General features: G+C 54.1%; 23 protein-coding genes. 7 read left to right on the forward strand and 16 right to left on the reverse strand.

Going from position 1 to position 23,045, the window contains the following annotated elements:
• Window positions 1-178: 178 nt before the first annotated feature.
• The gene (locus JTI98_RS16650) at window positions 179-715 is read right to left on the reverse strand and encodes a YniB family protein (protein ID WP_044254806.1); all 537 of its coding nucleotides are present in this window, start codon (window positions 713-715) and stop codon (window positions 179-181) included.
• 137 nt (window positions 716-852) lie between these two features.
• Between JTI98_RS16650 and hxpB the strand changes: the two genes are divergently transcribed.
• From hxpB to tcyP, 4 genes are all read left to right on the forward strand, one after another.
• Window positions 853-1,521, forward strand: a complete 669-nt coding sequence (gene hxpB, locus JTI98_RS16655) for a hexitol phosphatase HxpB (RefSeq protein ID WP_043000882.1) — start codon at window positions 853-855, stop codon at window positions 1,519-1,521.
• A 142-nt stretch (window positions 1,522-1,663) separates the two neighbouring features.
• Entirely contained in the window at window positions 1,664-2,425 is a 762-nt protein-coding gene (gene kduD / locus JTI98_RS16660) for a 2-dehydro-3-deoxy-D-gluconate 5-dehydrogenase KduD (protein WP_058587977.1), read from the forward strand.
• A 95-nt stretch (window positions 2,426-2,520) separates the two neighbouring features.
• The gene (locus tag JTI98_RS16665) at window positions 2,521-3,111 is read left to right on the forward strand and encodes a metal-dependent hydrolase (RefSeq protein ID WP_043000884.1); all 591 of its coding nucleotides are present in this window, start codon (window positions 2,521-2,523) and stop codon (window positions 3,109-3,111) included.
• Between the two features lie 132 nt (window positions 3,112-3,243).
• Complete coding sequence (gene tcyP, locus JTI98_RS16670) at window positions 3,244-4,635, forward strand: cystine/sulfocysteine:cation symporter (RefSeq protein WP_054176635.1); 1,392 nt, start codon at window positions 3,244-3,246, stop codon at window positions 4,633-4,635.
• A 51-nt stretch (window positions 4,636-4,686) separates the two neighbouring features.
• Here the strand turns inward: tcyP and cedA are convergent, their stop codons facing one another.
• A complete protein-coding gene (gene cedA, locus JTI98_RS16675; RefSeq protein WP_071888400.1) occupies window positions 4,687-4,941 on the reverse strand; it encodes a cell division activator CedA in 255 nt (84 codons plus the stop codon).
• A gap of 202 nt (window positions 4,942-5,143) precedes the next feature.
• Here cedA and katE point away from each other — a divergent pair, with 202 nt between their 5' ends.
• Window positions 5,144-7,402, forward strand: a complete 2,259-nt coding sequence (katE, locus tag JTI98_RS16680; RefSeq protein ID WP_054176634.1) for a catalase HPII — start codon at window positions 5,144-5,146, stop codon at window positions 7,400-7,402.
• 51 nt (window positions 7,403-7,453) lie between these two features.
• Here the strand turns inward: katE and chbG are convergent, their stop codons facing one another.
• The 7 genes from chbG to osmE all read right to left on the reverse strand — a co-directional run bounded on the left by chbG (window position 7,454) and on the right by osmE (window position 13,351).
• A complete protein-coding gene (gene chbG, locus JTI98_RS16685; RefSeq protein WP_043000888.1) occupies window positions 7,454-8,212 on the reverse strand; it encodes a chitin disaccharide deacetylase in 759 nt (252 codons plus the stop codon).
• 11 nt (window positions 8,213-8,223) lie between these two features.
• Window positions 8,224-9,579, reverse strand: a complete 1,356-nt coding sequence (locus JTI98_RS16690) for a 6-phospho-beta-glucosidase (RefSeq protein ID WP_043000889.1) — start codon at window positions 9,577-9,579, stop codon at window positions 8,224-8,226.
• Window positions 9,580-9,698: 119 nt separating this feature from the next.
• Window positions 9,699-10,541 carry a transcriptional regulator ChbR gene (gene chbR / locus JTI98_RS16695; protein WP_080343308.1) on the reverse strand — a complete coding sequence of 281 codons (843 nt, stop codon included), beginning with the start codon at window positions 10,539-10,541 and terminating at the stop codon, window positions 9,699-9,701.
• Window positions 10,542-10,551: 10 nt separating this feature from the next.
• Window positions 10,552-10,899 (reverse strand): PTS N,N'-diacetylchitobiose transporter subunit IIA, encoded by a 348-nt coding sequence (gene chbA, locus JTI98_RS16700; protein ID WP_044327542.1) that lies wholly within the window; start codon window positions 10,897-10,899, stop codon window positions 10,552-10,554.
• A 52-nt stretch (window positions 10,900-10,951) separates the two neighbouring features.
• The gene (gene chbC / locus JTI98_RS16705; RefSeq protein WP_044265468.1) at window positions 10,952-12,310 is read right to left on the reverse strand and encodes a PTS N,N'-diacetylchitobiose transporter subunit IIC; all 1,359 of its coding nucleotides are present in this window, start codon (window positions 12,308-12,310) and stop codon (window positions 10,952-10,954) included.
• An 81-nt stretch (window positions 12,311-12,391) separates the two neighbouring features.
• A complete protein-coding gene (chbB, locus tag JTI98_RS16710; protein WP_042319411.1) occupies window positions 12,392-12,712 on the reverse strand; it encodes a PTS N,N'-diacetylchitobiose transporter subunit IIB in 321 nt (106 codons plus the stop codon).
• 294 nt (window positions 12,713-13,006) lie between these two features.
• Window positions 13,007-13,351 carry an osmotically-inducible lipoprotein OsmE gene (gene osmE / locus JTI98_RS16715; RefSeq protein ID WP_043000893.1) on the reverse strand — a complete coding sequence of 115 codons (345 nt, stop codon included), beginning with the start codon at window positions 13,349-13,351 and terminating at the stop codon, window positions 13,007-13,009.
• 219 nt (window positions 13,352-13,570) lie between these two features.
• Between osmE and nadE the strand changes: the two genes are divergently transcribed.
• Complete coding sequence (gene nadE, locus JTI98_RS16720; RefSeq protein WP_044254823.1) at window positions 13,571-14,398, forward strand: ammonia-dependent NAD(+) synthetase; 828 nt, start codon at window positions 13,571-13,573, stop codon at window positions 14,396-14,398.
• A gap of 93 nt (window positions 14,399-14,491) precedes the next feature.
• Complete coding sequence (gene cho, locus JTI98_RS16725; RefSeq protein ID WP_371811938.1) at window positions 14,492-15,406, forward strand: excinuclease Cho; 915 nt, start codon at window positions 14,492-14,494, stop codon at window positions 15,404-15,406.
• On the opposite strand, the gene ves is transcribed toward cho, so the two are convergent.
• From ves to JTI98_RS16760, 7 genes are all read right to left on the reverse strand, one after another.
• A complete protein-coding gene (ves, locus tag JTI98_RS16730; RefSeq protein WP_043000895.1) occupies window positions 15,366-15,941 on the reverse strand; it encodes an environmental stress-induced protein Ves in 576 nt (191 codons plus the stop codon). The genes cho and ves overlap by 41 nt on opposite strands.
• A gap of 167 nt (window positions 15,942-16,108) precedes the next feature.
• Window positions 16,109-16,594, reverse strand: coding sequence for an ATP-independent periplasmic protein-refolding chaperone Spy (gene spy / locus JTI98_RS16735; RefSeq protein WP_044254826.1), 486 nt, complete (start codon window positions 16,592-16,594; stop codon window positions 16,109-16,111).
• A gap of 344 nt (window positions 16,595-16,938) precedes the next feature.
• A complete protein-coding gene (gene astE, locus JTI98_RS16740) occupies window positions 16,939-17,907 on the reverse strand; it encodes a succinylglutamate desuccinylase (RefSeq protein ID WP_044326830.1) in 969 nt (322 codons plus the stop codon).
• Window positions 17,900-19,243 (reverse strand): N-succinylarginine dihydrolase, encoded by a 1,344-nt coding sequence (gene astB, locus JTI98_RS16745; RefSeq protein WP_216081553.1) that lies wholly within the window; start codon window positions 19,241-19,243, stop codon window positions 17,900-17,902. Before astB ends, astE begins: the two co-directional genes overlap by 8 nt.
• Window positions 19,240-20,718: a succinylglutamate-semialdehyde dehydrogenase gene (gene astD, locus JTI98_RS16750; RefSeq protein WP_216081554.1), complete on the reverse strand. Its 1,479-nt coding sequence runs from the start codon at window positions 20,716-20,718 to the stop codon at window positions 19,240-19,242. The genes astB and astD overlap by 4 nt, the downstream gene beginning before the upstream one ends.
• A complete protein-coding gene (astA, locus tag JTI98_RS16755; RefSeq protein WP_044328128.1) occupies window positions 20,715-21,749 on the reverse strand; it encodes an arginine N-succinyltransferase in 1,035 nt (344 codons plus the stop codon). The genes astD and astA overlap by 4 nt, the downstream gene beginning before the upstream one ends.
• The gene (locus JTI98_RS16760) at window positions 21,746-22,966 is read right to left on the reverse strand and encodes an aspartate aminotransferase family protein (protein WP_044328127.1); all 1,221 of its coding nucleotides are present in this window, start codon (window positions 22,964-22,966) and stop codon (window positions 21,746-21,748) included. The genes astA and JTI98_RS16760 overlap by 4 nt, the downstream gene beginning before the upstream one ends.
• Between the last annotated feature and the right edge of the window lie 79 nt (window positions 22,967-23,045).

Below are 23,045 nucleotides of genomic sequence, written 5' to 3' on the forward strand. Positions count from 1 at the left end.
GCGGCCTTTCAGGCCGCTAACAAAGAAGGATAAAACGTGGTTTTTCCTTCTTTGTGGTTATCAGCCGAAAATCAATGAATTGATTTTCCTCGTTTATAATCAGGCGCTCTCGGCTTGTCCGGTAACGGAACGAGGTTTGTCATCACTCTCAAAGACCGCCGGATGGCGGCCTTTTTGTTCAGACAAATCCCAGCAGGGAAAAAAACACATAGCCGGCAATGATGATAATCACCGGCAGGATGTAGAGCGGGAAAAACTGCAGAAAAATCGTGTGATGCGGCACCACGATCCGTGACTCGATCTGCTCGCGTGACAACCCTTCGCTGCCCTTGGCTTTCTCCAGAATCAACTGGTCTTCAACGCCTTCACGTAAAAACCGCGCCTGGCGGCTCATGCGCGCGCCGGAATCCTGCATCGCCAGACCGATAAAAATCAGCACAAAAATCAGCCAGAACAGAATGTTCAGGCTATTCTGGAAATCCGGCGTCGGCGAGTTGTACCAGAAGAGGTTCAGAAACGGGGTATTCACTCGCATCATGTCGATCATGACGTGGGCAAAATCGAGCATCACCGCGTTAATCCCTTCCTGCTTTTCGCTGTGCGCGTACATAAATTTCAGGGCTGAAATCAGCGTGGAGAGAAGCGCCGGGATAAATATCACCCATCCTAAGATCCTTTTTAACACTGCAATGCGTCCAGCTTGTTGATACGTCATGAGTTCCCCTTGATGAAGACGCGTCGTTTTGGCTTAAGTCTACCTGCTGATAACCCTTTTCGCCCGATCTTTAAAAACGTTATGATAGCGGCTAACGCTGAATACCCTACATTTAATGCTCAACAGGAGAGGTTGTAATGTCAACCCCGCGTCAAATTCTTGCGGCCATATTCGATATGGATGGATTGCTGATTGATTCCGAGCCGCTGTGGGATCGGGCTGAACTGGACGTGCTGTCCAGCATCGGCGTCGATATCACTCGTCGTCACGAACTCCCGGATACGCTGGGGCTGCGCATCGATATGGTTGTCGATCTCTGGTTTGCTCAGCAGCCGTGGAACGGGCCGAGCCGCCAGGAGGTCACCGATCGCGTCATTACCCGTGCCATCACGCTGGTTGAAGAGACGCGTCCGCTGTTACCGGGCGTCAAAGAAGCGGTCGCGTTGTGTAAAGCGCAAGGTTTGAAAGTCGGACTGGCGTCAGCGTCCCCTTTGCATATGCTGGAAAAAGTACTGGCGATGTTCGACCTGCGGGAGAGCTTTGACGCTATCGCTTCAGCGGAGAAACTACCCTACAGCAAGCCACATCCCCAGGTTTACATCGACTGCGCGGCGAAACTGGGCGTCGACCCGTTATGTTGTGTAGCGCTGGAAGATTCCGTCAACGGTATGGTGGCATCGAAAGCCGCACGGATGCGCTCCATTGTCGTACCGGACAAAGAGGTGCGACACGATCCGCGCTATATCCTCGCCGACGTCAGGCTCAACACACTCACAGAACTGACCATCGCCGATTTACTTGGCTAACCGGGATCGGGCAATGGCCACATTGCCCGTCTTGCCAACAGTCAAAATTAAAACAACGTTTCATTTTTATTGTATTCTTTCGGTTCCTCTCCTATCCTTCTTTCAGGCACATAACAGATAAAAACGGATAGCCGAGGTCATTATGATTCTGGATGCATTTCGTCTCACAGGTAAAGTCGCCATTGTCACCGGTTGTGATACCGGGCTCGGGCAAGGGATGACGGTTGCGCTGGCGCAAGCCGGTTGCGATATCATCGGCGTGAACCGCAAAGTCCCTCATGACACCGCCGCCAAAGTTGAAGCGCTGGGTCGCCGCTTTTTCGCCATACAGGCCGATCTAAGCCAACAGGCAGTCATCGCGGACGTTATCACCCAGGCGGTAGAGAAATTCGGTCGCATCGACATTCTGGTGAACAACGCCGGGACCATTCGTCGCGAAGACGCACTCAGTTTTACTGAAAAGGACTGGGACGACGTGATGAACCTGAATCTCAAGTCGCTCTTCTTTCTCTCCCAGGCCGTTGCACGCCAGTTCATCGCCCAGGGCCAGGGCGGAAAAATTATCAACATCGCGTCAATGCTGTCGTTTCAGGGCGGTATTCGCGTCCCGTCCTATACGGCCTCAAAGAGCGGTGTTCTGGGCATTACCCGACTGTTAGCGAATGAGTGGGCGCAGCATCAGATTAACGTCAATGCTATCGCCCCCGGCTACATGGCAACTAACAACACCCAACAACTGCGGGAAGATGCTGAACGCAATAAAGAGATTGTCGATCGTATCCCGGCGGGCCGCTGGGGAACGCCAGACGATCTGCAGGGTCCGGTCGTTTTCCTCGCCTCGAAGGCAGCAGATTACATCAACGGTTATACGCTGGCCGTCGATGGCGGTTGGTTAGCGCGTTAAACGCGCATTATTGACAAAGAGTTACAACGTCACCACTTCCGCCCACTGTATAAAAATCCTATACTGTACGAATTCACAGTTTATCAGGTTTTATCATGACGGCGGAAGGTCACCTCCTCTTTTCCATTGCCTGCGCGGTGTTTGCTAAAAACGCGGAACTCACACCCGTGCTCGCACAGGGTGACTGGTGGCATATTGTTCCTTCCGCTATTCTGACCTGTCTGTTACCGGACATTGATCACCCAAAGTCATTTCTCGGTCAGCGACTAAAATGGATTTCGAAACCGATCGCCCGTGCGTTTGGCCATCGCGGATTCACTCACAGTCTGCTGGCCGTCTTTGCGCTACTGGCGACCTTCTACCTGAAAGTGCCGGAGAGCTGGGTTATCCCCGCCGATGCCTTGCAGGGTATGGTGATAGGCTATCTGAGCCATATCGCCGCCGATATGCTAACCCCAGCGGGCGTCCCCCTGCTCTGGCCCTGTCGCTGGCGCTTTCGCCTGCCGATTCTGGTCCCGCAGAAAGGTAATCAACTGGAGCGATTTCTCTGCATGGCGCTGTTTGCCTGGGCGGTATGGATGCCCCAGACCTTGCCCCAGAACAGTGCAGTTCGCTGGTCATCCGATATGATTAATACACTGCAATGGCAGTTCAATCGCTTTATAAAGCATCAAATCGACCAGTAAAGCAGCGAAATTATCATTTTTGGCATAAACAATTCCATTTGAATATAAGAGCCAGGTCACAGTTCTGCTAACCTTGCGGCAACAGGATCGCTGTGACACAGCGGGACGAATAATAAAATCAGGAGAACGGGGATGAATTTTCCATTAATCGCGAACATTGTGGTGTTCGTCATTCTGCTGTTTGTGCTGGCGCAAGCCCGTCATAAACAGTGGAGTCTGGCAAAGAAAGTGCTGGTCGGTCTGGTCATGGGTGTGGTCTTTGGCCTTGCGCTGCACACCATCTATGGCTCTGACAGCCAGGTGCTGAAAGATTCCGTCCAGTGGTTCAACATTGTTGGTAACGGCTATGTGCAACTGCTGCAAATGATCGTCATGCCGCTGGTATTTGCCTCGATTCTGAGCGCGGTCGCCCGTCTGCATAACGCCTCACAGTTGGGGAAAATCAGCTTCCTGACCATCGGGACCCTGCTGTTTACCACATTGATTGCCGCACTGGTCGGTGTGCTGGTGACTAATCTGTTTGGACTGACCGCTGAAGGTCTGGTTCAGGGCGGTGCCGAAACGGCGCGACTGAATGCCATTGAAACCAACTATGTCGGTAAAGTGGCCGATCTCAGTGTCCCGCAGTTGGTGCTCTCCTTTGTGCCGAAAAACCCGTTTGCCGATCTGACCGGCGCGAACCCGACGTCCATTATTAGCGTGGTCATTTTTGCCGCCTTCCTCGGCGTCGCCGCGCTGAAACTGCTCAAAGATGACGCGCCGAAAGGTGAACGTGTGCTGACCGCAATCGACACCCTGCAAAGCTGGGTGATGAAACTGGTCCGTCTGGTCATGCAGTTAACGCCTTACGGCGTCCTGGCGCTGATGACCAAAGTGGTAGCGGGTTCTAACCTGCAGGACATCATCAAGCTGGGTAGCTTCGTCATCGCCTCGTATCTCGGTCTCGGCATTATGTTCGTTGTCCACGGCGTACTGCTGGGTGTTAACGGCGTGAGCCCGCTCAAGTACTTCCGCAAAGTGTGGCCGGTTCTGACCTTCGCGTTTACCAGCCGTTCCAGCGCCGCCTCTATCCCGCTGAACGTGGAAGCGCAAACCCGTCGTCTGGGCGTGCCGGAATCTATCGCGAGCTTTGCCGCCTCCTTTGGTGCAACGATTGGTCAAAATGGCTGTGCTGGTTTGTATCCGGCCATGCTGGCCGTTATGGTGGCGCCAACGGTCGGTATTAACCCGCTGGATCCTCTCTGGATTGCGACGCTGGTCGGCATTGTGACCGTCAGCTCTGCCGGGGTAGCCGGTGTCGGTGGCGGCGCCACGTTCGCCGCGCTGATCGTACTGCCTGCGATGGGGCTGCCTGTCACGCTGGTGGCGCTGCTCATCTCCGTTGAGCCGCTGATTGACATGGGCCGTACCGCGCTGAACGTCAGCGGGTCAATGACCGCCGGTACGCTGACCAGCCAGTGGCTGAAGCAAACCGATAAAACCATTCTGGACAGTGAAGACGACGCCGAACTGGCGCATCACTAAACGTCCCCAAAACAGAAAACCGCCCTTCGAGGCGGTTTTTTTATGCCGGAATTAATCCGCTATTTCGTTTTCCTGACGAATCTGATTTGCCCAGCGCTGGGCAGATTCCGCCTCGCTGAACGCCGGCGAGCGCTGGAACGACTCCCCCATTAAGACAAACGCGACATACTTCCCGCGCAAGATCCACACGTCACGAAACGCGTCCATTTTTATTGCATGTTCGGGCGGTGCAGGTTCAACACGCGGAACATAACTAATAACCGGGCGATTTTGTTGGCGAAGAGGTTTCATCATTAATTGCTTCACTAAGACAAATTCAAAAATCAGAAAAGAACTATCTTAGCCGATTTTACCCCCGCCCGTCCTGCTCCTGGCGTGCGCTTTCCCCTGTCAACCAACGCTGTCATCCGCGTTCTGCCCGGCGGGATCACACGAGTGGACTATAGTTAGAGGGTTTTTGACAAAAAAATATCGACCCTTTCAGCAATGAAAAATGGAGACGAGTTCAATGTCGCATAATGAGAAAAATCCCCATCCACATCAATCACCGGTGCACGATCCGCGCGAAGCAAAACCGGGTCTGGACTCTCTGGCTCCTGATAATGAGTCGTATCGCCCTGTTCCTGAACCGACGCCGCCAGGCGCGCAACCTACCGCGCCCGGCAGTCTGAAAGCCCCGGATACCGGCAATAAAAAACTGAGCGATCTGGAAACGGTACGCAAGGGCAGCGAGAATTTTGCCCTCACTACTAACCAGGGCGTACGCATTGCTGATGACCAGAATTCATTGCGTGCAGGCAGTCGTGGTCCTACGCTACTTGAAGATTTCATCCTGCGCGAAAAAATCACCCATTTTGACCACGAGCGCATTCCCGAGAGGATCGTCCATGCGCGCGGCTCGGCAGCCCACGGCTATTTCCAGCCCTACAAAAATCTGAGCGACATCACCAAAGCCGACTTTCTTTCTGACCCGGATAAAATCACCCCGGTCTTCGTACGTTTTTCCACTGTTCAGGGCGGCGCAGGCTCGGCGGATACGGTGCGTGATATCCGTGGTTTTGCCACCAAGTTTTATACCGAAGAAGGCATTTTTGATCTGGTGGGCAATAACACCCCGGTGTTCTTCATTCAGGACGCGCATAAATTTCCTGACTTTGTCCATGCGGTAAAACCGGAGCCTCACTGGGCGATACCGCAGGGACAAAGTGCGCATGACACCTTCTGGGATTACGTGTCGTTACAGCCAGAAACCCTGCATAACGTCATGTGGGCGATGTCCGATCGCGGCATTCCGCGCAGTTATCGCACCATGGAAGGGTTTGGCATCCACACCTTCCGTCTGATCAACGCCGAAGGTAAGGCCACCTTCGTTCGCTTCCACTGGAAACCTCTGGCAGGTAAAGCCTCACTGGTATGGGATGAAGCGCAGAAGCTGACCGGTCGCGACCCGGACTTCCATCGCCGGGAACTGTGGGAAGCCATTGAAGCCGGTGATTTCCCGGAATATGAACTGGGACTGCAATTGATCCCGGAAGAGGACGAGTTGAAATTCGACTTTGACTTACTGGATCCGACCAAACTGATCCCCGAAGCGCTGGTTCCGGTGCAGCGCGTCGGTAAAATGGTACTCAACCGCAACCCCGATAATTTCTTCGCCGAAAACGAACAGGTCGCCTTTCATCCCGGCCATATCGTTCCCGGCATTGATTTCACGAACGATCCGCTGTTGCAGGGGCGTTTGTTCTCCTATACCGATACGCAGATTAGCCGTCTTGGCGGACCTAACTTCCACGAAATCCCAATCAACCGCCCGACCTGCCCGTATCACAACTTCCAGCGTGACGGCATGCACCGCCAGGATATTGATACCAACCCGGCCAACTATGAACCCAACTCCATCAATGACAACTGGCCGCGTGAAACGCCGCCGGGACCGAAACGCGGCGGCTTTGAGTCATATCAGGAACGCATCGAAGGTAACAAAATCCGTGAACGTAGCCCCTCGTTTGGTGAATACTACGCCCATCCGCGTCTGTTCTGGTCAAGCCAGACGCCCGTTGAGCAGTTGCATATCATCGATGCCTTCAGCTTCGAACTGAGTAAGGTCGTTCGTAGCTGGATCCGTGAACGGGTGGTCGACCAACTGGCGCATATCGACATTAACCTCGCGCAGGCGGTCGGGAAGAATCTGGGGATCGCGTTAAGCGATGAACAGACACAAATTGCACCGCCGCCAGAGGTGAACGGACTGAAGAAAGATCCTTCACTCAGTTTGTATGCTGTGCCGGACGGAGATATCAAAGGCCGCGTCGTCGGGATTTTGCTCAACGGAAAAGTGAAATCCGCCGATCTGCTTTCAATACTCCAGGCGCTTAAGGCGAAAGGCGTCCACGCGAAACTGCTCTACTCCCGCATGGGCGAGGTGGTCGCAGATGATGGTTCAACGCTGACCATCGCCGCCACTTTTGCCGGAGCACCGTCTCTCACCGTGGATGCAGTCATTGTGCCGTGCGGTGACATCGCCGATATTGAGGACAACGGCGACGCGCAGTACTACCTGCTGGAAGCCTATAAGCATCTCAAACCTATTGCACTCGCCGGTGAAGCACGACGCTTTAAAGCGCGACTTCATATCGACAGTCAGGGGGAGGAAGGCGTTGTTGAAGGCGCTGATGCGGATAGCCGTTTTATGGATGAGCTGTTTACATTGATGGCAGCTCATCGCGTCTGGTCGCGCACGGCTAAAATCCCGACCGTACCAGCCTGAGGCAACTCGCGGGCAAAAAAAGCGGCGCACCACGCGCCGCAAACTCAGGAGTCAGACATCAAGAAAACTGCCCAGACGGTAGCCACGTTCTGCAATCGCATACTTGAGCGAGGCCGACGTCAGCACGTCCAGTTCAGTCAAGCGGGGGTAACAATAGGCGCTCTGACGGATGATATTGTCGATAAACGCCGGGTGACACATCACTTCCAGTGAGGATTCTCCACGTTTTGCTGAAGCATCGAGAGCCTGCAGAAACAACGCTTCCGAAATCGCTTCCCCGTAAAACTCACTGCTGAACCCTTGCGAGCTACGCAGCGTCGCCGGAAGATCGCCTGCCTGGAACACCGGCTGACGATCAATGCGCAGCGCAAGATTACGCTCTGCGGCAAATCGCGCGACAAGGGGGAAGATCTGCGGGAACATATGCACATGGTGATGGCTATCCAGGTGCGTCGGCTCCCGTCCGAACAGGTCGATGAAACGCTGGTACTGACTGGCAAGCTCACGGGCGATTGCATCCAACGGCAGCGTATCTTCCTCTGCCATCTGCCAGATCCATTTTCCCAGACGCCCTTCACGGGTTAATCCCGGCATCTCGGTCAGCGGTTTTCCCAGCGTCAGAACAAAGTGCATCCCTACCGCCAGCGTCGGCAGATCGCGGCTTAAGGCGACCGCATGCTCAATGGCATCACCGTTCACCAGCGCCGTGGTCGAGGTCACCACACCGTGGCGACAGGCCTCCACGATGCCGTAGTTTTGCCCTTTGCTCAGACCAAAATCATCCGCGTTTACAATCAATAAGCGTTCCATAGCCGACCTCTTTAGTGTTGTGCGTCTTTAAGCTTCGCAATGCACCCGGCAAAGTTTGGCAGCCACTTTTCGTGCGCCAGAATCAGTTCACGCGCCAGCCCTTCTGCGTCGTGGTCTGAGTGCACCAGCGGGCTCAGGTTCAGCGCCAGCAACACATCGTTAAACTCACCACTCAGCGCCGCGTTACTGGCAGCGACTTCAAAACCTTTGATGGTATAGATCAATCCCAACACTTTCTCGTCAAAATGGGTGATACGCGGCGTCGGCGTTGCCCCATTGCGACCCAGCGTACAGGTCATCTCTACCGCCCAGTCGGCCGGAATGTTATCGACGTGGCCGTGATGCGGAATGTTGACGTAATGCTCGGTTTGCTTGTCATTAAAAATGGCATTAATGACTTCACAGGCGGCGTCAGAGTAGTACGCGCCACCGCGCTGCTCCAGCTCCTTCGGCTTGACGTTCAGCTCCGGGTTCTTATACAGATCGAACAGCTGTTTCTCGACCTTCTGTACCACCTGAGCCCGCGCGCCCCCCTTGTAGTATTCGCCTATCTCAATCGCCAGCATCTCTTTTTGCTTGAAGTAGTACAGCAAATACGAGCATGGCAGCAGATTCAGAGAGCGAATCAGCCCTTCGCTGAACGGCAGATCGAAAATGTTTTTCACCGTGGAGGCTTTAAGTTGGCCCGAGGCTACGCCATCCAGCAGTTCGGCAAAGCGTGACTGCCCGTTGACGATCACGTCTTTAATGAACACCATGTGGTTGAGACCAAACAGGTCGATCGACAGGTCATCACTCTCTTTCAGTGCCAGCACATCGTGGATGAACATCTTCATCCCGACCGGAATGTTGCACACGCCAATAAAGCGTTTGAAGTTCGTATGACGATAGACCGCTTCGGTCACCATGCCTGCCGGGTTAGTAAAGTTGATCACCCAGGCATTCGGGCACAGTTCTTCCACATCGTTAATAATGTCGAAAATCACCGGGATCGTGCGCAGCCCTTTGAACAGACCACCGGCACCGTTGGTTTCCTGGCCCAGGTAGCCGTGACTCAACGGAATACGCTCATCCAGTTCACGCGCTTTCAACTGTCCTACGCGCAACTGCGTGGTTACGAAATCGGCATCTTTCAGTGCTTCGCGGCGATCCAGGGTTTTAAACACCTTCATTGGCACGCCTGCTTTTTCGATCATACGCTGGCAAAGTTGATAAATAATATCCAGTTTCTCTTCACCGCCTTCGACGTCAACCAGCCACAATTCGGAAACCGGCAGCTCGTGGTAGCGTTTAATAAATCCTTCCAGCAATTCCGGGGTATAGCTGCTGCCACCACCAATGGTGACGACTTTTAATTTCTGGCTCATCGTTTCTCCCTTCAGTGCTTAACACTGGCGTGAATGATGCTCTGCCCTTCTGTCAGATATGACGCAGACGTCCCGCGTCACTAATGGGCAAGCGTAAACCTGGTTGTTGAGTAAAATAATTACTGATTATATTGCGTGAGTTTTTTTCTGTAGCTATTAGGCGTAAATGACGTCATTTTTTTAAACGTCTTAATAAACAGACTTGGACTACTGTATCCCGCTTCATACGCAATATCTGTTACGGAGTAGTTAGTCATCTCCAGCTGTTTCTTGGCAAAGTTAATGCGAATTTCATTAATTAATTGCATCGGCGTTTTGCTGTAATAACGCTGGGTCGCTCGCGTCAGGTATTCCTGAGATTTTGCCGACAGGGAAACCATATTTTCCAGCGCGTTTTCACCAAACTGCGCTTTATCGTGCATGGTTTCCACGGTGGCTTTCAGCCACTGCGGAATATCATCCAGAACCTGTTCTTCACGATAATGGCGCAGGCGGTTGATAATGTAGAAGGTGACCACTTCGACAAACTCTTCCAGCCCGGTATCACGAAAGTTGAGCGAGGCGATAACCGTTTCGACATAGGTTAGAAATGCGCTGTTGGTGCGATAGACCTGCGATGCCACGAAACAGAACGGCATGAGAGGGCTGTAGTGCTGTTCAAAAAAACGTTTACTGATGCCAACGTTGAGAATGCGCGTCGAGCCGAACTCGTAGAAGCTCTGATGGTGCGAACCGAGCGGGACAAACACAAAGTCACCCCGTTCCAGCAGCACGCGTTTACCGTTGATCTCCTGGTAATAGCGCCCCGTGAGCACCAGCGTAAACTCATAGTAATCGTGCTGATGCAAACCGCAGGCGCTCTCTGTCTTGTTGTAGATAAAGACATGGAAATTTTTACCGTTAAACAACTGTTGTTCACGGGCAATGGTGATTTCCGGTGCGGTCGCCTGATGTTGCATCATCAACTCCTTACTATTTCAGCTTCTCGTGAAGCTCAATCAACTCTGCCACCAGTTCGCGTGCCAGCATTGACGTCATCAGGTGATCCTGTGCGTGAACCAGAACCAGACTGACTTTCATTTTACCTTCGCCCTGATCGCCTTCAATCAGTTTCGTCTGCACCAGATGGGCTTCGTTCAGCGCCATGCGCGACTGCTCCATCATTGTTTTCGCGGCGTTGAAGTCGCCCTGCTTCGCCTGTTTTAAGGCCGCGTAGGCCAGGCTGCGCGCCTGTCCGGAGTTGATGATAAGCCCCATCACCACTTCTTCGAGCTCTTCGGCTTCGGTTTGGGTATCAGTAATATTCTCGAGATCCATCATAAATCATTCCTCTTTGACGGCCCGGCATGCGTTGCCACATGCCGGGTTAAACTTAGAATTTCAGTGCGTTAGCGATATCTTCTTCGCTCTCTTCTTTGTCGATTGCGTTTTGCGCTTTGTTCGCAACCACCACGAACGGCAGGTAAATCAGCGTCGCAATCCCTAAGTTGAACAAGGCGACCAGCAGAGCCGCAACGCTCCCGTTGGTGTTAAAGAACGCCCCCAGCCCGGTTGGCATAGTCCACGGTGCAATGTTCGTAATTGGTGGGATGATCCCCAGGTAATACGCTATCAGCGTGATCGCGGCCAGTATCGGCTGAACCAGAATGAACGGGATGAACATCACCGGGTTCATGATGATCGGCAGACCAAACAGAATCGGTTCGTTAATCTGGAAGATACCTGATGGCAGAGCCAGTTTCGCCACCTGACGGTAATCCGCGCGGCGAGAGGCGATAAAGATAGCCAGGATCAGACCCAGCGTTGCACCACTACCGCCGAGGAAGATAAAGGAGTCGAGCATCGGCTTCGCCCAGACGTGGAACGTCTTACCGGCAGCCAGCGCGGCATCCACTGAACCGTACTGCTGATAGATAGCGATGTTTTCCAGCGCCCATGGGGTCATGATACCGCTGTCGAGCGCCGTCAGCGCCAGGGAGCCATGGATACCGAAGAACCACAGCAGCGGAACAAAGAGTACATACGCCCAGCCTACCACACTGCCCAGCGAAGCCAGCGGTGTCGAGATGGTGTCCATAATGATCTGGTGGAAGTTTGTTCCCCAAGTCGTCAGCGCCCAGGCGATGATCCCCATAATGGAGAGGATAATAAAGCCTGGAATCAATGCTGAGAATGAACGAGAGACAGATGCCGGTACGCTATCAGGTAATTTAATGACCCAGTTGCGATGGACAATAAAGGTAAACATTTCGGCGACCACCAGACCGATAATAATACCGGAAATGATATTCGCGCCGCCCAGCCAGTTCGCCCCAACCGCATAGGCTTCACCCACGCTATAAGGCGTGACGGTCATAAAGGCCGCGACCGATAACAGGCCGGCCGCCAGGGCGTCGACTTTGCGCTCTTCCGCCAGCGCCATACCGATAAAGAATGGCGCCATCAGTGACATAATACCCAACGTACCGTTATAGACGTTTCCGCCGATGCCCTTCAGACTATTGAGATTTTCAATGGTTGACGCATCCAGCCGAATACCGAGGGAATAAAAAAACGACCCCTCCCCAAAGCTCAGGAAAACGTTATTGATTAATACAAACATAGCCCCCGCGAGGGTTAATGGCATTAAACGAATAAAACCGTTTTTGATTGCATTAACGTGTGGCTGCTTTCCTATTTTGACAGCAAAAGGAAGGAGTACCTTTTCAAGTGAAGCAATGACGTTACTCATAGAAAAATACCCTTAAAAACCGCAATTAATTATTGCGGTATATGTAAATGAAATAACTCTTTGACGGGAAAATTTAAAATATTAATTTGCAGCGGCTTTTTTAATTGCTGCAACTGCAGCCTTAAGCACGCCTAAACCATCGACTTTGCCATACAGCAGCGAGTCAATCACTTCTACAGGTTTGTTCGGTAACAAACGCTGAATTTCGGGCAACATATAACCAATTTGTGGACCTAATAATACAACGTCAGCATTGGGTCCTTTTTCTCCGGCAAGGGTTTCCGGGAATGCTTCAATAATAACCGGGACTTCATACTTTTCCGCCTGCGCGCGCATCTTTGACACTAACAAAGAGGTAGACATACCCGCAGAGCAAAACAGATAAATGTGTTTCTTTTCCATTCAGACCTTCCTCATGTGCGATTATCTGTCAACCAGCCACGCCGCAAGTCTCTACCTGCTTCTATGCTCTGGATAACCTGCGTAACCGAAAACTTATTTCTGTGTCTGAAATGAGTATACGGCATCGCACCTGCTGATGGTATTTCCTTGACCAACTAAATTGTCTCTCATTGACCTGGCGTTATGACCCCCTTCACACTTCGGGTAAATAATTCGCATCAATAAATAAGATCATCTTCGTTACAAAAAAACCGGCCAGGGGCCGGTTCGTTGACTTGTACAAGCAGTAGACAGTTATTGTGACTTCGCTGCCTGCGGGTCGGTATCGTATTCAGCGCAGCTCTGGTAGCCTGAGTTGATCACATGACCGGTATCATCCAGCGCCACGAAATAGGTCTCTGCTTTACCATCACGTTGACCCAGGATGTAGGTCTGGCAGGTACCACGAGCATGGATCATGCTCACCTCAGACGACGGTTTTCCGGCAATCTGTGCAACCTGCGCGCGGCTCATGCCTTTTTTCACATCTTTGACCACAGGCTGGACAAATTGGTCTTTGGTACGGTCGTACGCCGTACACCCTGCCAGCATCGTTAATACAGCTGCTGCACTGAAAATTCCTGCAATAGTCCTGTTCATTTTCCGTCCTCTTGTTTATCAGCGTGTTATATAAGCCTGGAATACATTTTGACATTTTTCAAGCTAACGCTTAGCACGCGAATATTTTGCCAGATTCCTTTCAGACGGCAGGATGTCGTTTTAAGCGCCACTCAGCCTGCGTTCACTTGTCGTTTTCACAGCAAAGGGTTAGCTTTAACACAGTCTGATTTTATTCTTTATACATTGGGGAGGGGGTAAATGACTCTGCAACACGAGATCATCAAAGCGCTTGGTGCAAAACCGCACATTAATCCAGAAGAGGAAATTCGCCGCAGCGTGGATTTCCTGAAGGCATATCTGCAACGTTATCCCTTCCTGAAAAGTCTGGTGCTGGGTATCAGCGGAGGACAAGACTCGACGCTGGCAGGCAAACTTTGCCAGACCGCCATTAGCGAGTTGCGTGCTGAGACCGGTAACGACGCACTGCAGTTTATCGCCGTTCGCCTGCCTTATGGCGTTCAGGCTGATGAGCAGGATTGTCAGGACGCCATCGACTTTATCCAGCCGGACCGCGTGCTGACCGTCAATATCAAAGGTGCGGTACTGGCGAGCGAACAGGCTTTGCGTGAAGCCGGTATTGAACTGAGCGATTTCGTTCGTGGCAATGAAAAAGCCCGTGAGCGCATGAAAGCACAGTACAGTATCGCGGGCATGACCAGCGGCGTGGTGGTGGGTACCGATCATGCGGCGGAAGCCATTACCGGTTTCTTCACCAAATACGGAGACGGCGGTACGGATATTAACCCGCTGTTTCGCCTCAACAAGCGCCAGGGGAAACAACTACTGGCTGCATTAGGTTGCCCGGAGCACCTTTATAAGAAAACACCCACCGCCGATCTCGAAGACGATCGCCCTTCTCTGCCGGATGAAGCCGCGCTGGGCGTGACCTATGAGAACATTGATGACTATCTGGAAGGAAAAGCGGTGGATGCCGCTATCGCGAAAATCATTGAAGGCTGGTATCTGAAGACAGAGCATAAACGCCGTCCGCCGATTACCGTGTTTGATGACTTCTGGAAACAGTAAGCATGAACCGACCGGATGGCAACGCCATCCGGCTTTCGCGCCGCAGTCGCCCACGCCCTCTCTTTTTTCATCGTAATACCACTGCTATACTGGATGCATAACCAGCATCCGGAGTTTACCGTGGCACGGCGTCAATCAGTTCCTCGTCTTGAGTTTGAAGCAGCAGCAGTTTACGAATATCCTGAACATCTGCGCCCTTTCCTGGAGTCGCTCCCGAGCGTGCCTGGTGTTTACCTGTTTCACAGCGAAAGCGACACCCTGCCACTTTACATTGGTAAAAGTGTCAATATCCGCAGTCGGGTACTGTCGCATTTACGCACGCCAGAAGAAGCCGCCATGCTGCGCCAGTCCAGGCGTATCTCCTGGATCGGTACCGCCGGTGAAATCGGCGCACTATTACTCGAGGCACGGCTGATTAAAGAGCAACAGCCGCTATTTAATAAACGCCTGCGCCGCAACCGCCAACTCTGCGCATTAACGCTCCGGGATGGAAAAGTGGATGTCGTCTATTCGCGTGACGTTGATTTCTCCCACGCTCCGGATCTGTTCGGTCTTTTTGCCAACCGCCGCGCCGCGCTTGCCGCCTTACAGTCACTCGCTGACGAACAAAAATTGTGTTACGGGCGACTGGGTCTTGAACCCCTGAGCCGTGGCCGAGCCTGCTTTCGCGCTGCGCTAAAACGCTGCGCTGGCGTCTGCTGTAATAAAGAATCGCCACAGGAGCACGACGCCCGTTTACAGGCATCGCTGGAAAAACTGCGCGTTATCTGCTGGCCGTGGAAAAACGCCATTGCGCTCAGAGAGAGTCGTGCGCAAATGACGCAGTATCACGTCATTAATAACTGGCTATGGCTGGGGGCGGTCGATACGCTGGAGGATGCGGCGACGCTGGTCCAGACGCCAGCCGGTTTTGATCATGACGGTTACAAGATTCTCTGTAAGCCGCTCGTTGCCGGAACCTGTGAAATTATTGAACTGAATCCGGGGAATACCCCTGCAACCAGGTGATCTCGCTGAATAACAGTTTCCCTTCTGCTTTCAACAACCGTAGCGTATGTTTTCCGTCGTGCCAGCAGGCGCCCTGATCGGCAGTCAGGAGCTTATCGCCCAGTTGCCAGGCTCCGCTAATAACAAACACCACGCCGCCGCGTGAGCCAAACGTGGTAAAGGTACGATCGGCCACCCGCACTTTCGCCTGGCAGGAGTCACGCCGGGTCATGATATTAAAATCCATCGACATCTGCCCTTCCGTCAGTCTGGCCTTCACCACACGCTCGCCGGCAAAGGTAAACGGCTGGTGCTGCTTAAGGGTATGGCTGAAGGCGCCCTGACTTTCCAGCGTCACTTCGCTGCCTTCCAGCAGGGTAATCACCCGCTCGATACCAGGAAAGAGCGAAAACTCGCCATTACCGGCGATAGAAGCAATGCTGGCACGCCAGTGAAAATCGCGGGTCGCCGGAGGAAAACAGCAAATTTCACGCGTTTCACCAGCACCGTTGCGCCAGAGACTGACCGGCATCTTGCGGATATCAAAGTATTCCATCATCGCTCCTGATAAACATCATGCGGCATAATAAAGCACAACGTCGTTATCGGCAGCCATGATGATTTTCCATAGGGTATGAAAAAGAAAAAACCGCCGATCCTGTCCATCGCCTCAGTGGAGAGGATGGACAAGACCGGCGGTCTTCGAATAAGTCTGCTCAGCGATTACTCAGCAGGTACAGGCATTTTACCGTCACGCGCCGGACGTTCTGTCAGACGCTTCTCAAAATTGGCATTAAACTGTTTTTTCTGTTCCGGGGTCAGAATGTTGTAGATCTTATTCTGCGTTTCCATGTGTGCCAGCATGTTCGCTTTGCGCTGTTCTTCCATCTTCGTAATCTGTGCTTCTGCTTTCGCTTTATCGAAGGTATCGCTGGCAATGATGTCGTGGATTGCGCGGCGTTCTTCAACCGGCGGACGCTTCATCTGGTCACGCTTATCCTTCATGATGTCGCGAATCTGTTGTTTCTGAGCATCGGTCAGATTCAGGTCTTTAAACATCATGTCATGATGTGGGCCGAATTTACCTTTATGCTGCATCATCGGTTTGGCGTCTGCCGGTGCCGCGGTGGTGGTATCCGCTGCGTGAGCCAGGTTCGCAGCGCCCAGTGCCAGAGTTGAAGCCACAAACAGTGCAGTTAATTTACGCATAATCTTTATCCTTCCTTTCAGTTATTTTACGGCTTTCTTGTCACTTATGAAGAAGTACAGTGCCGTGTTGACGAGATTAACTTTAACGGCTTAATCGTCAATTAGTCAGAGCATCAGTAAAACAATGAAAGTGTAAAAAACATTTTTTCGCCAATTGTGGAGAAAAAAAGAAATTATTGCGAAGAGTTGAAAGAAAAAATGACAACAGCATGATTTTGCAGGGAATATGAAGAACTATACCTGAGCGCTGATGATAAATAAAGCAGCTCTCCAGGAATAGTCCGGATTAATTTCCTGGCGCACGATAAATTAAAACCCACAGGCCCTCGCCTGCGGGAAACAGGTTAGCGCAATTTCTCCAGCATCAGGCCCGCACGTAATCCCGGCGCCACGCCAGGGTTGGGAAAAAGAACGTATTCCACGTCATGAGTGACGACAAAACGCTCGTCACCCTCTTCCGCCAGCAGCGTTCCGGCTGTAAAGGGAGTGAAGTTGAGCGTCTGGCTGTCCATGTGCAGTACAAATGCGTCGCTGCGTCGGGTGATCTGTGACGCCACCCGATAGCGGACTGGCGGAGTGCCGTCTGCCTGATCAATTTGCCCCGACAGTAAACCGGTCAGCGCGGCAGACGTCGGCGCAAACTGGCGGAGATCGTTGTGACCGAATGGCAAGGCTTTGCCAAGCTCCAGGGTACAGGCGAGCGCACCGAAGTGTTGAGCACTAAAGTGGGTAAACGTGCCTCCCGGCGTTTGATGAAACACCAGCGCTTCCAGTCCTGCGGCACCCAGCCAGCCAAGAAACGTCTCATCCCAGGGGATGGGACGCTGTGGCAACACGCCGAAGCGCAAATGGTAAGAACCGCGGATGGCGGTATGTAAATCGAGATGCCAGCGCACCGACTCCGTGCCCGTCGCATAAAAATTTTCCAGACACTGTTCCAGTTGACGTGCGCGCTGCGTCTCACCGCTTTCGGCAAACTGTTGCCAGCGCCCGCCAAACATCCGGTTCATATCGCTGTGGCAGTAGCGCTTCCCGGCAGCCAGCGCCTGTGGGTTGCCGAGGATCACCAACAGCCGCCAGCGTAGCGTTATCTCCCCCTTAGACAACACCAGCAGCAACGTATTGAGCATCTCCACCGGCGCGGTTTCGTTGCCATGAATACCGGCGGAGATCACCAGCGCACGGTCGGTCACCGTGACGGGGGTGAGTTCGAGAATACCGGCGTCAACCCAATGCCAGCGAAATCCCGCGCCTTCGCCTTCCCGAACCTCCGGCATCGTTCCCGCCAGCGTGGCGGCGAGGAAATCATCCATGCCAGCCTCCCGATTGCTGGAACGGATAGACAGAACCAAGCTGCAACAGTTGAGTCAGTGAATCCAGCGCTTCGCGCCCTTCACGCAGCAGTTGCGGGTCGGCGAGATCCGCGGCGGTCAGGCGGTCGCGATAGTAGCGATCCACCCAGTCGTTGAGCGTCGTAAACAGAACGTTATTCATCATTACCGCCGGATTGACCGCCTGGTATTCTTCTGCGGTCAACACCACCCGCAGCCGCAGGCAGGCTGGCCCACCGCCGTTTGACATGCTCTCGCGCAGGTCAAACACCCGCATGTCGCGGAGCGGGTTATCGGCTTCCAGCAGGTTCGTCAGATAGCGCCATACGCCCGCGTGTTCGCGGCACTCCTGTGGCAGGACCAACATCATCGAACCGTCATCGCGGCTCAACAATTGACTGTTAAACAGATACGTCGCGACCGCATCCGGCACCGACACGTCAGCTGCTGGCACCACAACAGGGGTAAAGCCGGGCACCCGGGCGCGCAGTTGATTCATGACCTCATCTTGTCTCGCAAAGGACTGTTCATGACAGAACAGCACCTCCCGGTTCGCGACCGCAATTACATCGTTATGAAACACACCAAGGTCGATGACCTCCGGATGCTGCTGAGCAAAAATACACTGCTGTGGATTCACCTGATTCAGGCGAGCTACCGCCTCGCTGGCTTCACGGGTTTGACGCGCCGGATAGCGTGAAGGTCGCGTATTGCTGCCCTCTTCGCGCCCGTAGACAAACAGCTGCGTTCCCGGCTCGCCATACTCCCCGCCGAGGCGATTATGGTTAGCCGCCCCTTCATCGCCGAGCATCGCCACCTGCGGCAGCGCGGAATGCACAGCGAAATAACGTTCATCGCGGAAGATCGCCCGCAGCAACGCCTCCGTGGTGGGCGCCTCGAGTGAACGGTGGAATTTATTATTGAGGTTCGCGACCGTCAGGTGCACTTTGCCATCCAGCGTATCCGCCGACGGCGCCACCGTCGCCGCGTTGGCTACCCACATCGGCGATGCGGAGCTGACGCTGGAGAGCCAGTGCGGCGCCTGACGCGCCACTTTCTCAATCACCTGCTCATCGCTACCGCTAAATCCCAACTGGCGTAATGCAGGAATAAAAGGTCGCTCGTGCGGCGGGATCACCGCCTGCGGATATCCCGCATCCGCCAGCGCCTTCATTTTAAGCAGTCCCTGTTTCGCCGCCAGACGGGGATTTGAAACCTGATGACGATGCCGGGTGGACGCCTCGTTGCCGAACGACAGCCCGGCATAATGATGCGTCAGCCCTACCAGCCCATCGAAATTGACCTCACGTGCTTTCATACGGACTCCTCACGCGAAAAATCGAGGCCGGGGCTCAGCGTGGCTGGCAACGTTAGCGCCGGGGATTCCAGACTGGCCATCGGCCAGGCGCAATAATCGGCGGCATACCACGCGCTGGCGCGATGGTTTCCGGAAGCGCCTACGCCACCAAACGGCGCGGTGCTGGCAGCGCCGGTGAGCGGCTTGTTCCAGTTGACGATCCCCGCGCGCGCTTCCAACAGTAACTGGTCGAACTGCGCACGATCGGGCGAAACCAGTCCACAGGACAAACCAAAGCGGGTGTTATTGGCCATCGCGATCGCCTCGTCAAAGCGCTCATAGCGCCAGACGCCAAGCAGCGGACCGAAAACCTCTTCATCAGGCAGATTTGCCACGCCCGTCAGTTCAATAATGCCAGGTGACAGCAGTGAGGTACCGGCCTGTAACAAACGCGGCGCCAGCAGCGTCTGTCCGCCGAGAGATTCAAGCTGTTGCCAGGCATCAAACACATGACGCGCCGCCTGTTCGGAGATCAGACCGCCGATAAACGGCTGTGGCTCATCGTCCCAGCGACCTGGCTGGATACGCTGGCTGACGGCCACCAGCCGGGCGAGAAATGCGTCACCCTGCGCGCCTTTTTTTACCAGCAGGCGACGTGCACAGGTACAGCGCTGTCCCGCCGTCACAAACGCGGACTGAATAGTCAGGTGCACCGCCGCATCGATATCCTCTGGATCCTCAATAATCAGCGGGTTGTTGCCGCCCATTTCGAGAGCAAGGATTTTTTCCGGTTGTCCGGCAAGCTGGCGATGCAGTTGATAGCCCGTATTCGCACTGCCGGTAAACAGCAGTCCGTCGAGAGCATCCAGCGCGCTCAGCGCCTGTCCCGTTTCCCGACCGCCCTGCAACAGATTCAGCACGCCATGCGGTAGACCGGCCTGTTCCCAGAGCCGCATCACCGCTTCTCCGGTCCACGGCGTCAGTTCGCTGGGCTTAAAGAGGATGGTGTTACCCGCCAGCAGTGCCGGCACAATGTGTCCGTTCGGCAGATGTCCCGGAAAGTTATAAGGGCCAAATACCGCCAGCACGCCATGCGGGCGGTGACGAAGCGTCGCTGCGCCGTCGGGCAACTCACTCTGATGCTCGCCGGTGCGGGCGTGATAGGCCTTGATGGAAATCGCGATTTTGTTGATCATCGCCGTCACTTCCGTCGCCGCTTCCCAGCGTGGCTTGCCGGTTTCACGGGCGATAATGGCGGTCAGATCCGCTTTATTGCTCTCCAGCAGCCCGGCGAATTTTTCCGCAATCGCCTGCCGCTCGCTGAAGGGGCGTCTGGCCCAGGCCGGAAACGCGGTGCGGGCAGCACGAGCCGCCTGCATCACCTGCGCGGCATCGGCATCGTGACCTTCCCAGAGCACGTTGCCCTGCACAGGATCCTTCTTCACCCGACGTTCACCCTGACCAGTCACCCAGTCACCGTTAATCCATAAAGTCATACCGTTTTCTCCTCTGCGCAGAGACGGACAAAACGAACCCGATCGCCTGCGTGACATTTCAGGGCATCCAGCTGCGCGGCGGTCAGTACCAGCCTCTCTGTATGAGGATCGGCGCGCACCAACATGACGCGGAAGTGGTGGTAGTTTTCATTCGCCACCAGGCAGGCCGGGAAATCACCGGTTGCGGGTTGCCCTTCGACAACTTCTATCAGCCGACTTTTGCGGATCGCCCGCACCCGGTCGATATCACACTCCAGCGTCGGGCCGCCGTCGAAAATGTCGATGTAGTTACGATAGCGAAACCCTTCTTTCTCCAGCACCGCGCGCGCCGGAGCGGTTTGCGGGTGCACTTCGCCAATGACTGCCTGCGCCTCGTCAGAGAGGAAGTGGGTATAAATCGGATGCTTGGGCATCAGTTCGGCGATAAACGCCTTCTGCCCGGTACCGCAGAGAAAATCAGCTCGCGTAAATTCCATCGAGAAAAAGCGTTTCCCCAGGCTTTGCCAGAACGGGGAATAGCCGTGCTCGTCAATCACGCCGCGCATTTCCGCGACCACTTTTTCATTGAACTTATCGCGAAACGCCGCCATAAACATGAAGCGCGATTTCGACAGCAAATAGCCGTTGCCCTCTTTACGCCAGTCGGGATCGAGGAACAGCGTGCACAGCTCACTGCTGCCGGTGTGATCGTTACTGAGAAACAGCGTCGGCAGCGCGTTATAAACGTTCAGCTCTTTTGAAGCATGCACCAGCGTCCCTACACGATAGTTATACCAGGGGTCGTTAAGCCCCACGGCGACTTCAATCGCGCAAATCCCCGCCACGGTGCCGGTTTCCAGATCCTCCAGCACAAAGACATAGCCTTGTTCACTTTTCGGCAATTCGCCCCGCCAGGTTTTCAGGGAGCGATCAATACGCGCCGCCAGCGTGGCTTCATTCGCGGGTAATGAGGTCAGCCCACCGCCGGTTTTACTGGCCAGTTGCATCAGCGCGCTAATATCAGCATGCTCAATGGGACGGATCACCATCATGATGAACCTCCGGCTTTAATCTGTTCGCAGGCCAGCGCAAAACGGTCGAGACCGCTGGCGACCTCTTCCTGCGTGACGTTCAACGCCGGTGCAAAACGCACCACGTTGCCCCCGGCAATCAGTACCATTACGCCCGCTTTCGCCGCTTCCTGGGAAATCTGTTTGGCTTTTCCGGCGAACGTATCCTTCAGCACGCAGCCAATCAGCAGTCCCAGGCCACGGATTTCACTGAACAGTCCGGTGTGCAGGTTAATGGCGTTCAGACGCTCCACAAACCAGTCATGGCGCTGTTTCACCCCATTCAGCATCGCAGGCGTATTAACGATATCGAGGACTTTTCCGGCGACAGCGGTTGCCAGAGGGTTTCCGCCATAGGTGGTGCCGTGTGTACCAACGGTCATGACGCTGGCACATTTTTCACTGGCCAGCAGCGCGCCAATCGGGAACCCACCGCCCAGCGCTTTTGCGGTAGTCAGCAGATCCGGCGTCACGCCATAGTGCATGTAAGCGTACAGTTCGCCGGTGCGCCCTACGCCGGTCTGTACTTCATCAAAAATCAGCAACGCATTATGTCGATCGCACAGCTCACGCAGCCCTTGCAAGAAGGCCGGGGTTGCAGGTACAACACCGCCTTCCCCCTGCACCGGTTCGACGATGACCGCACAGGTGGTATCGTCAATCAGCGTGCTGGCAGAGTTAATGTCGTTGTAGACGGCGTGGCGGATATCCGGCGGCAGCGGCGCGAAATCCTGCGAATAGGCCGGTTGTCCTCCGGCGCTGACCGTGAACAGCGTACGACCGTGAAAGGCGTTCTTGAACGCGACAATGCCGCTCTTATTGCTGCCGTAGTGGTCGTGCGCATATTTGCGCGCCAGTTTCAGCGCCGCCTCGTTGGCCTCCGCCCCGGAGTTGCAAAAGAAGATGCGATCGGCAAAGGTGGCGTCGATGAGCTTTTTCGCCAGTCGTAACGCTGGCTCGTTGGTGTAGCCGTTGCCGGTGTGCCAGAATTTGCTCGCCTGCACATTCAGCGCGTCACGCAGTTCCGGATGCGCGTGTCCCAGGGCATTGACCGCAATGCCTCCCGCGAAGTCGATATACTCTTTACCCTGCTGATCCCACAAGCGTGAACCTTCGCCACGGACCGGAATAAAAGGCGCCGGTGCATAAACGGGCATCATCCATTCATCAAAATTTTCACGCGTAATTGACTGAGACATAGCGACCTCATCGGTAAATAAATAGTTATTTATATGTTAATGAAAAGTAGTGTTTGCGCTGTAAATGTAGATTGCACTC

Source organism: Citrobacter sp. MGH 55 (genome assembly GCF_016906145.1).
In the GTDB taxonomy this organism is placed as follows: domain Bacteria; phylum Pseudomonadota; class Gammaproteobacteria; order Enterobacterales; family Enterobacteriaceae; genus Citrobacter_A; species Citrobacter_A amalonaticus.

Bases quoted from the DNA above. Each gene is read 5' to 3' on its own strand.
- hxpB (WP_043000882.1), top strand. From the start codon at position 853: ATGTCAACCCCGCGTCAAATTCTTGCGGCCATATTCGATATGGATGGA.
- osmE (WP_043000893.1), bottom strand. From the start codon at position 13,351: ATGAACAGGACTATTGCAGGAATTTTCAGTGCAGCAGCTGTATTAACG.
- cho (WP_371811938.1), top strand. From the start codon at position 14,492: ATGCATAACCAGCATCCGGAGTTTACCGTGGCACGGCGTCAATCAGTT.
- kduD (WP_058587977.1), top strand. From the start codon at position 1,664: ATGATTCTGGATGCATTTCGTCTCACAGGTAAAGTCGCCATTGTCACC.
- astB (WP_216081553.1), bottom strand. From the start codon at position 19,243: ATGAAAGCACGTGAGGTCAATTTCGATGGGCTGGTAGGGCTGACGCAT.
- astE (WP_044326830.1), bottom strand. From the start codon at position 17,907: ATGGATGATTTCCTCGCCGCCACGCTGGCGGGAACGATGCCGGAGGTT.
- nadE (WP_044254823.1), top strand. From the start codon at position 13,571: ATGACTCTGCAACACGAGATCATCAAAGCGCTTGGTGCAAAACCGCAC.
- chbG (WP_043000888.1), bottom strand. From the start codon at position 8,212: ATGGAACGCTTATTGATTGTAAACGCGGATGATTTTGGTCTGAGCAAA.
- astA (WP_044328128.1), bottom strand. From the start codon at position 21,749: ATGATGGTGATCCGTCCCATTGAGCATGCTGATATTAGCGCGCTGATG.
- spy (WP_044254826.1), bottom strand. From the start codon at position 16,594: ATGCGTAAATTAACTGCACTGTTTGTGGCTTCAACTCTGGCACTGGGC.
- JTI98_RS16650 (WP_044254806.1), bottom strand. From the start codon at position 715: ATGACGTATCAACAAGCTGGACGCATTGCAGTGTTAAAAAGGATCTTA.
- JTI98_RS16760 (WP_044328127.1), bottom strand. From the start codon at position 22,966: ATGTCTCAGTCAATTACGCGTGAAAATTTTGATGAATGGATGATGCCC.
- astD (WP_216081554.1), bottom strand. From the start codon at position 20,718: ATGACTTTATGGATTAACGGTGACTGGGTGACTGGTCAGGGTGAACGT.
- katE (WP_054176634.1), top strand. From the start codon at position 5,144: ATGTCGCATAATGAGAAAAATCCCCATCCACATCAATCACCGGTGCAC.
- JTI98_RS16690 (WP_043000889.1), bottom strand. From the start codon at position 9,579: ATGAGCCAGAAATTAAAAGTCGTCACCATTGGTGGTGGCAGCAGCTAT.
- JTI98_RS16665 (WP_043000884.1), top strand. From the start codon at position 2,521: ATGACGGCGGAAGGTCACCTCCTCTTTTCCATTGCCTGCGCGGTGTTT.
- ves (WP_043000895.1), bottom strand. From the start codon at position 15,941: ATGGAATACTTTGATATCCGCAAGATGCCGGTCAGTCTCTGGCGCAAC.
- tcyP (WP_054176635.1), top strand. From the start codon at position 3,244: ATGAATTTTCCATTAATCGCGAACATTGTGGTGTTCGTCATTCTGCTG.
- chbC (WP_044265468.1), bottom strand. From the start codon at position 12,310: ATGAGTAACGTCATTGCTTCACTTGAAAAGGTACTCCTTCCTTTTGCT.
- chbB (WP_042319411.1), bottom strand. From the start codon at position 12,712: ATGGAAAAGAAACACATTTATCTGTTTTGCTCTGCGGGTATGTCTACC.
- chbA (WP_044327542.1), bottom strand. From the start codon at position 10,899: ATGATGGATCTCGAGAATATTACTGATACCCAAACCGAAGCCGAAGAG.
- chbR (WP_080343308.1), bottom strand. From the start codon at position 10,541: ATGATGCAACATCAGGCGACCGCACCGGAAATCACCATTGCCCGTGAA.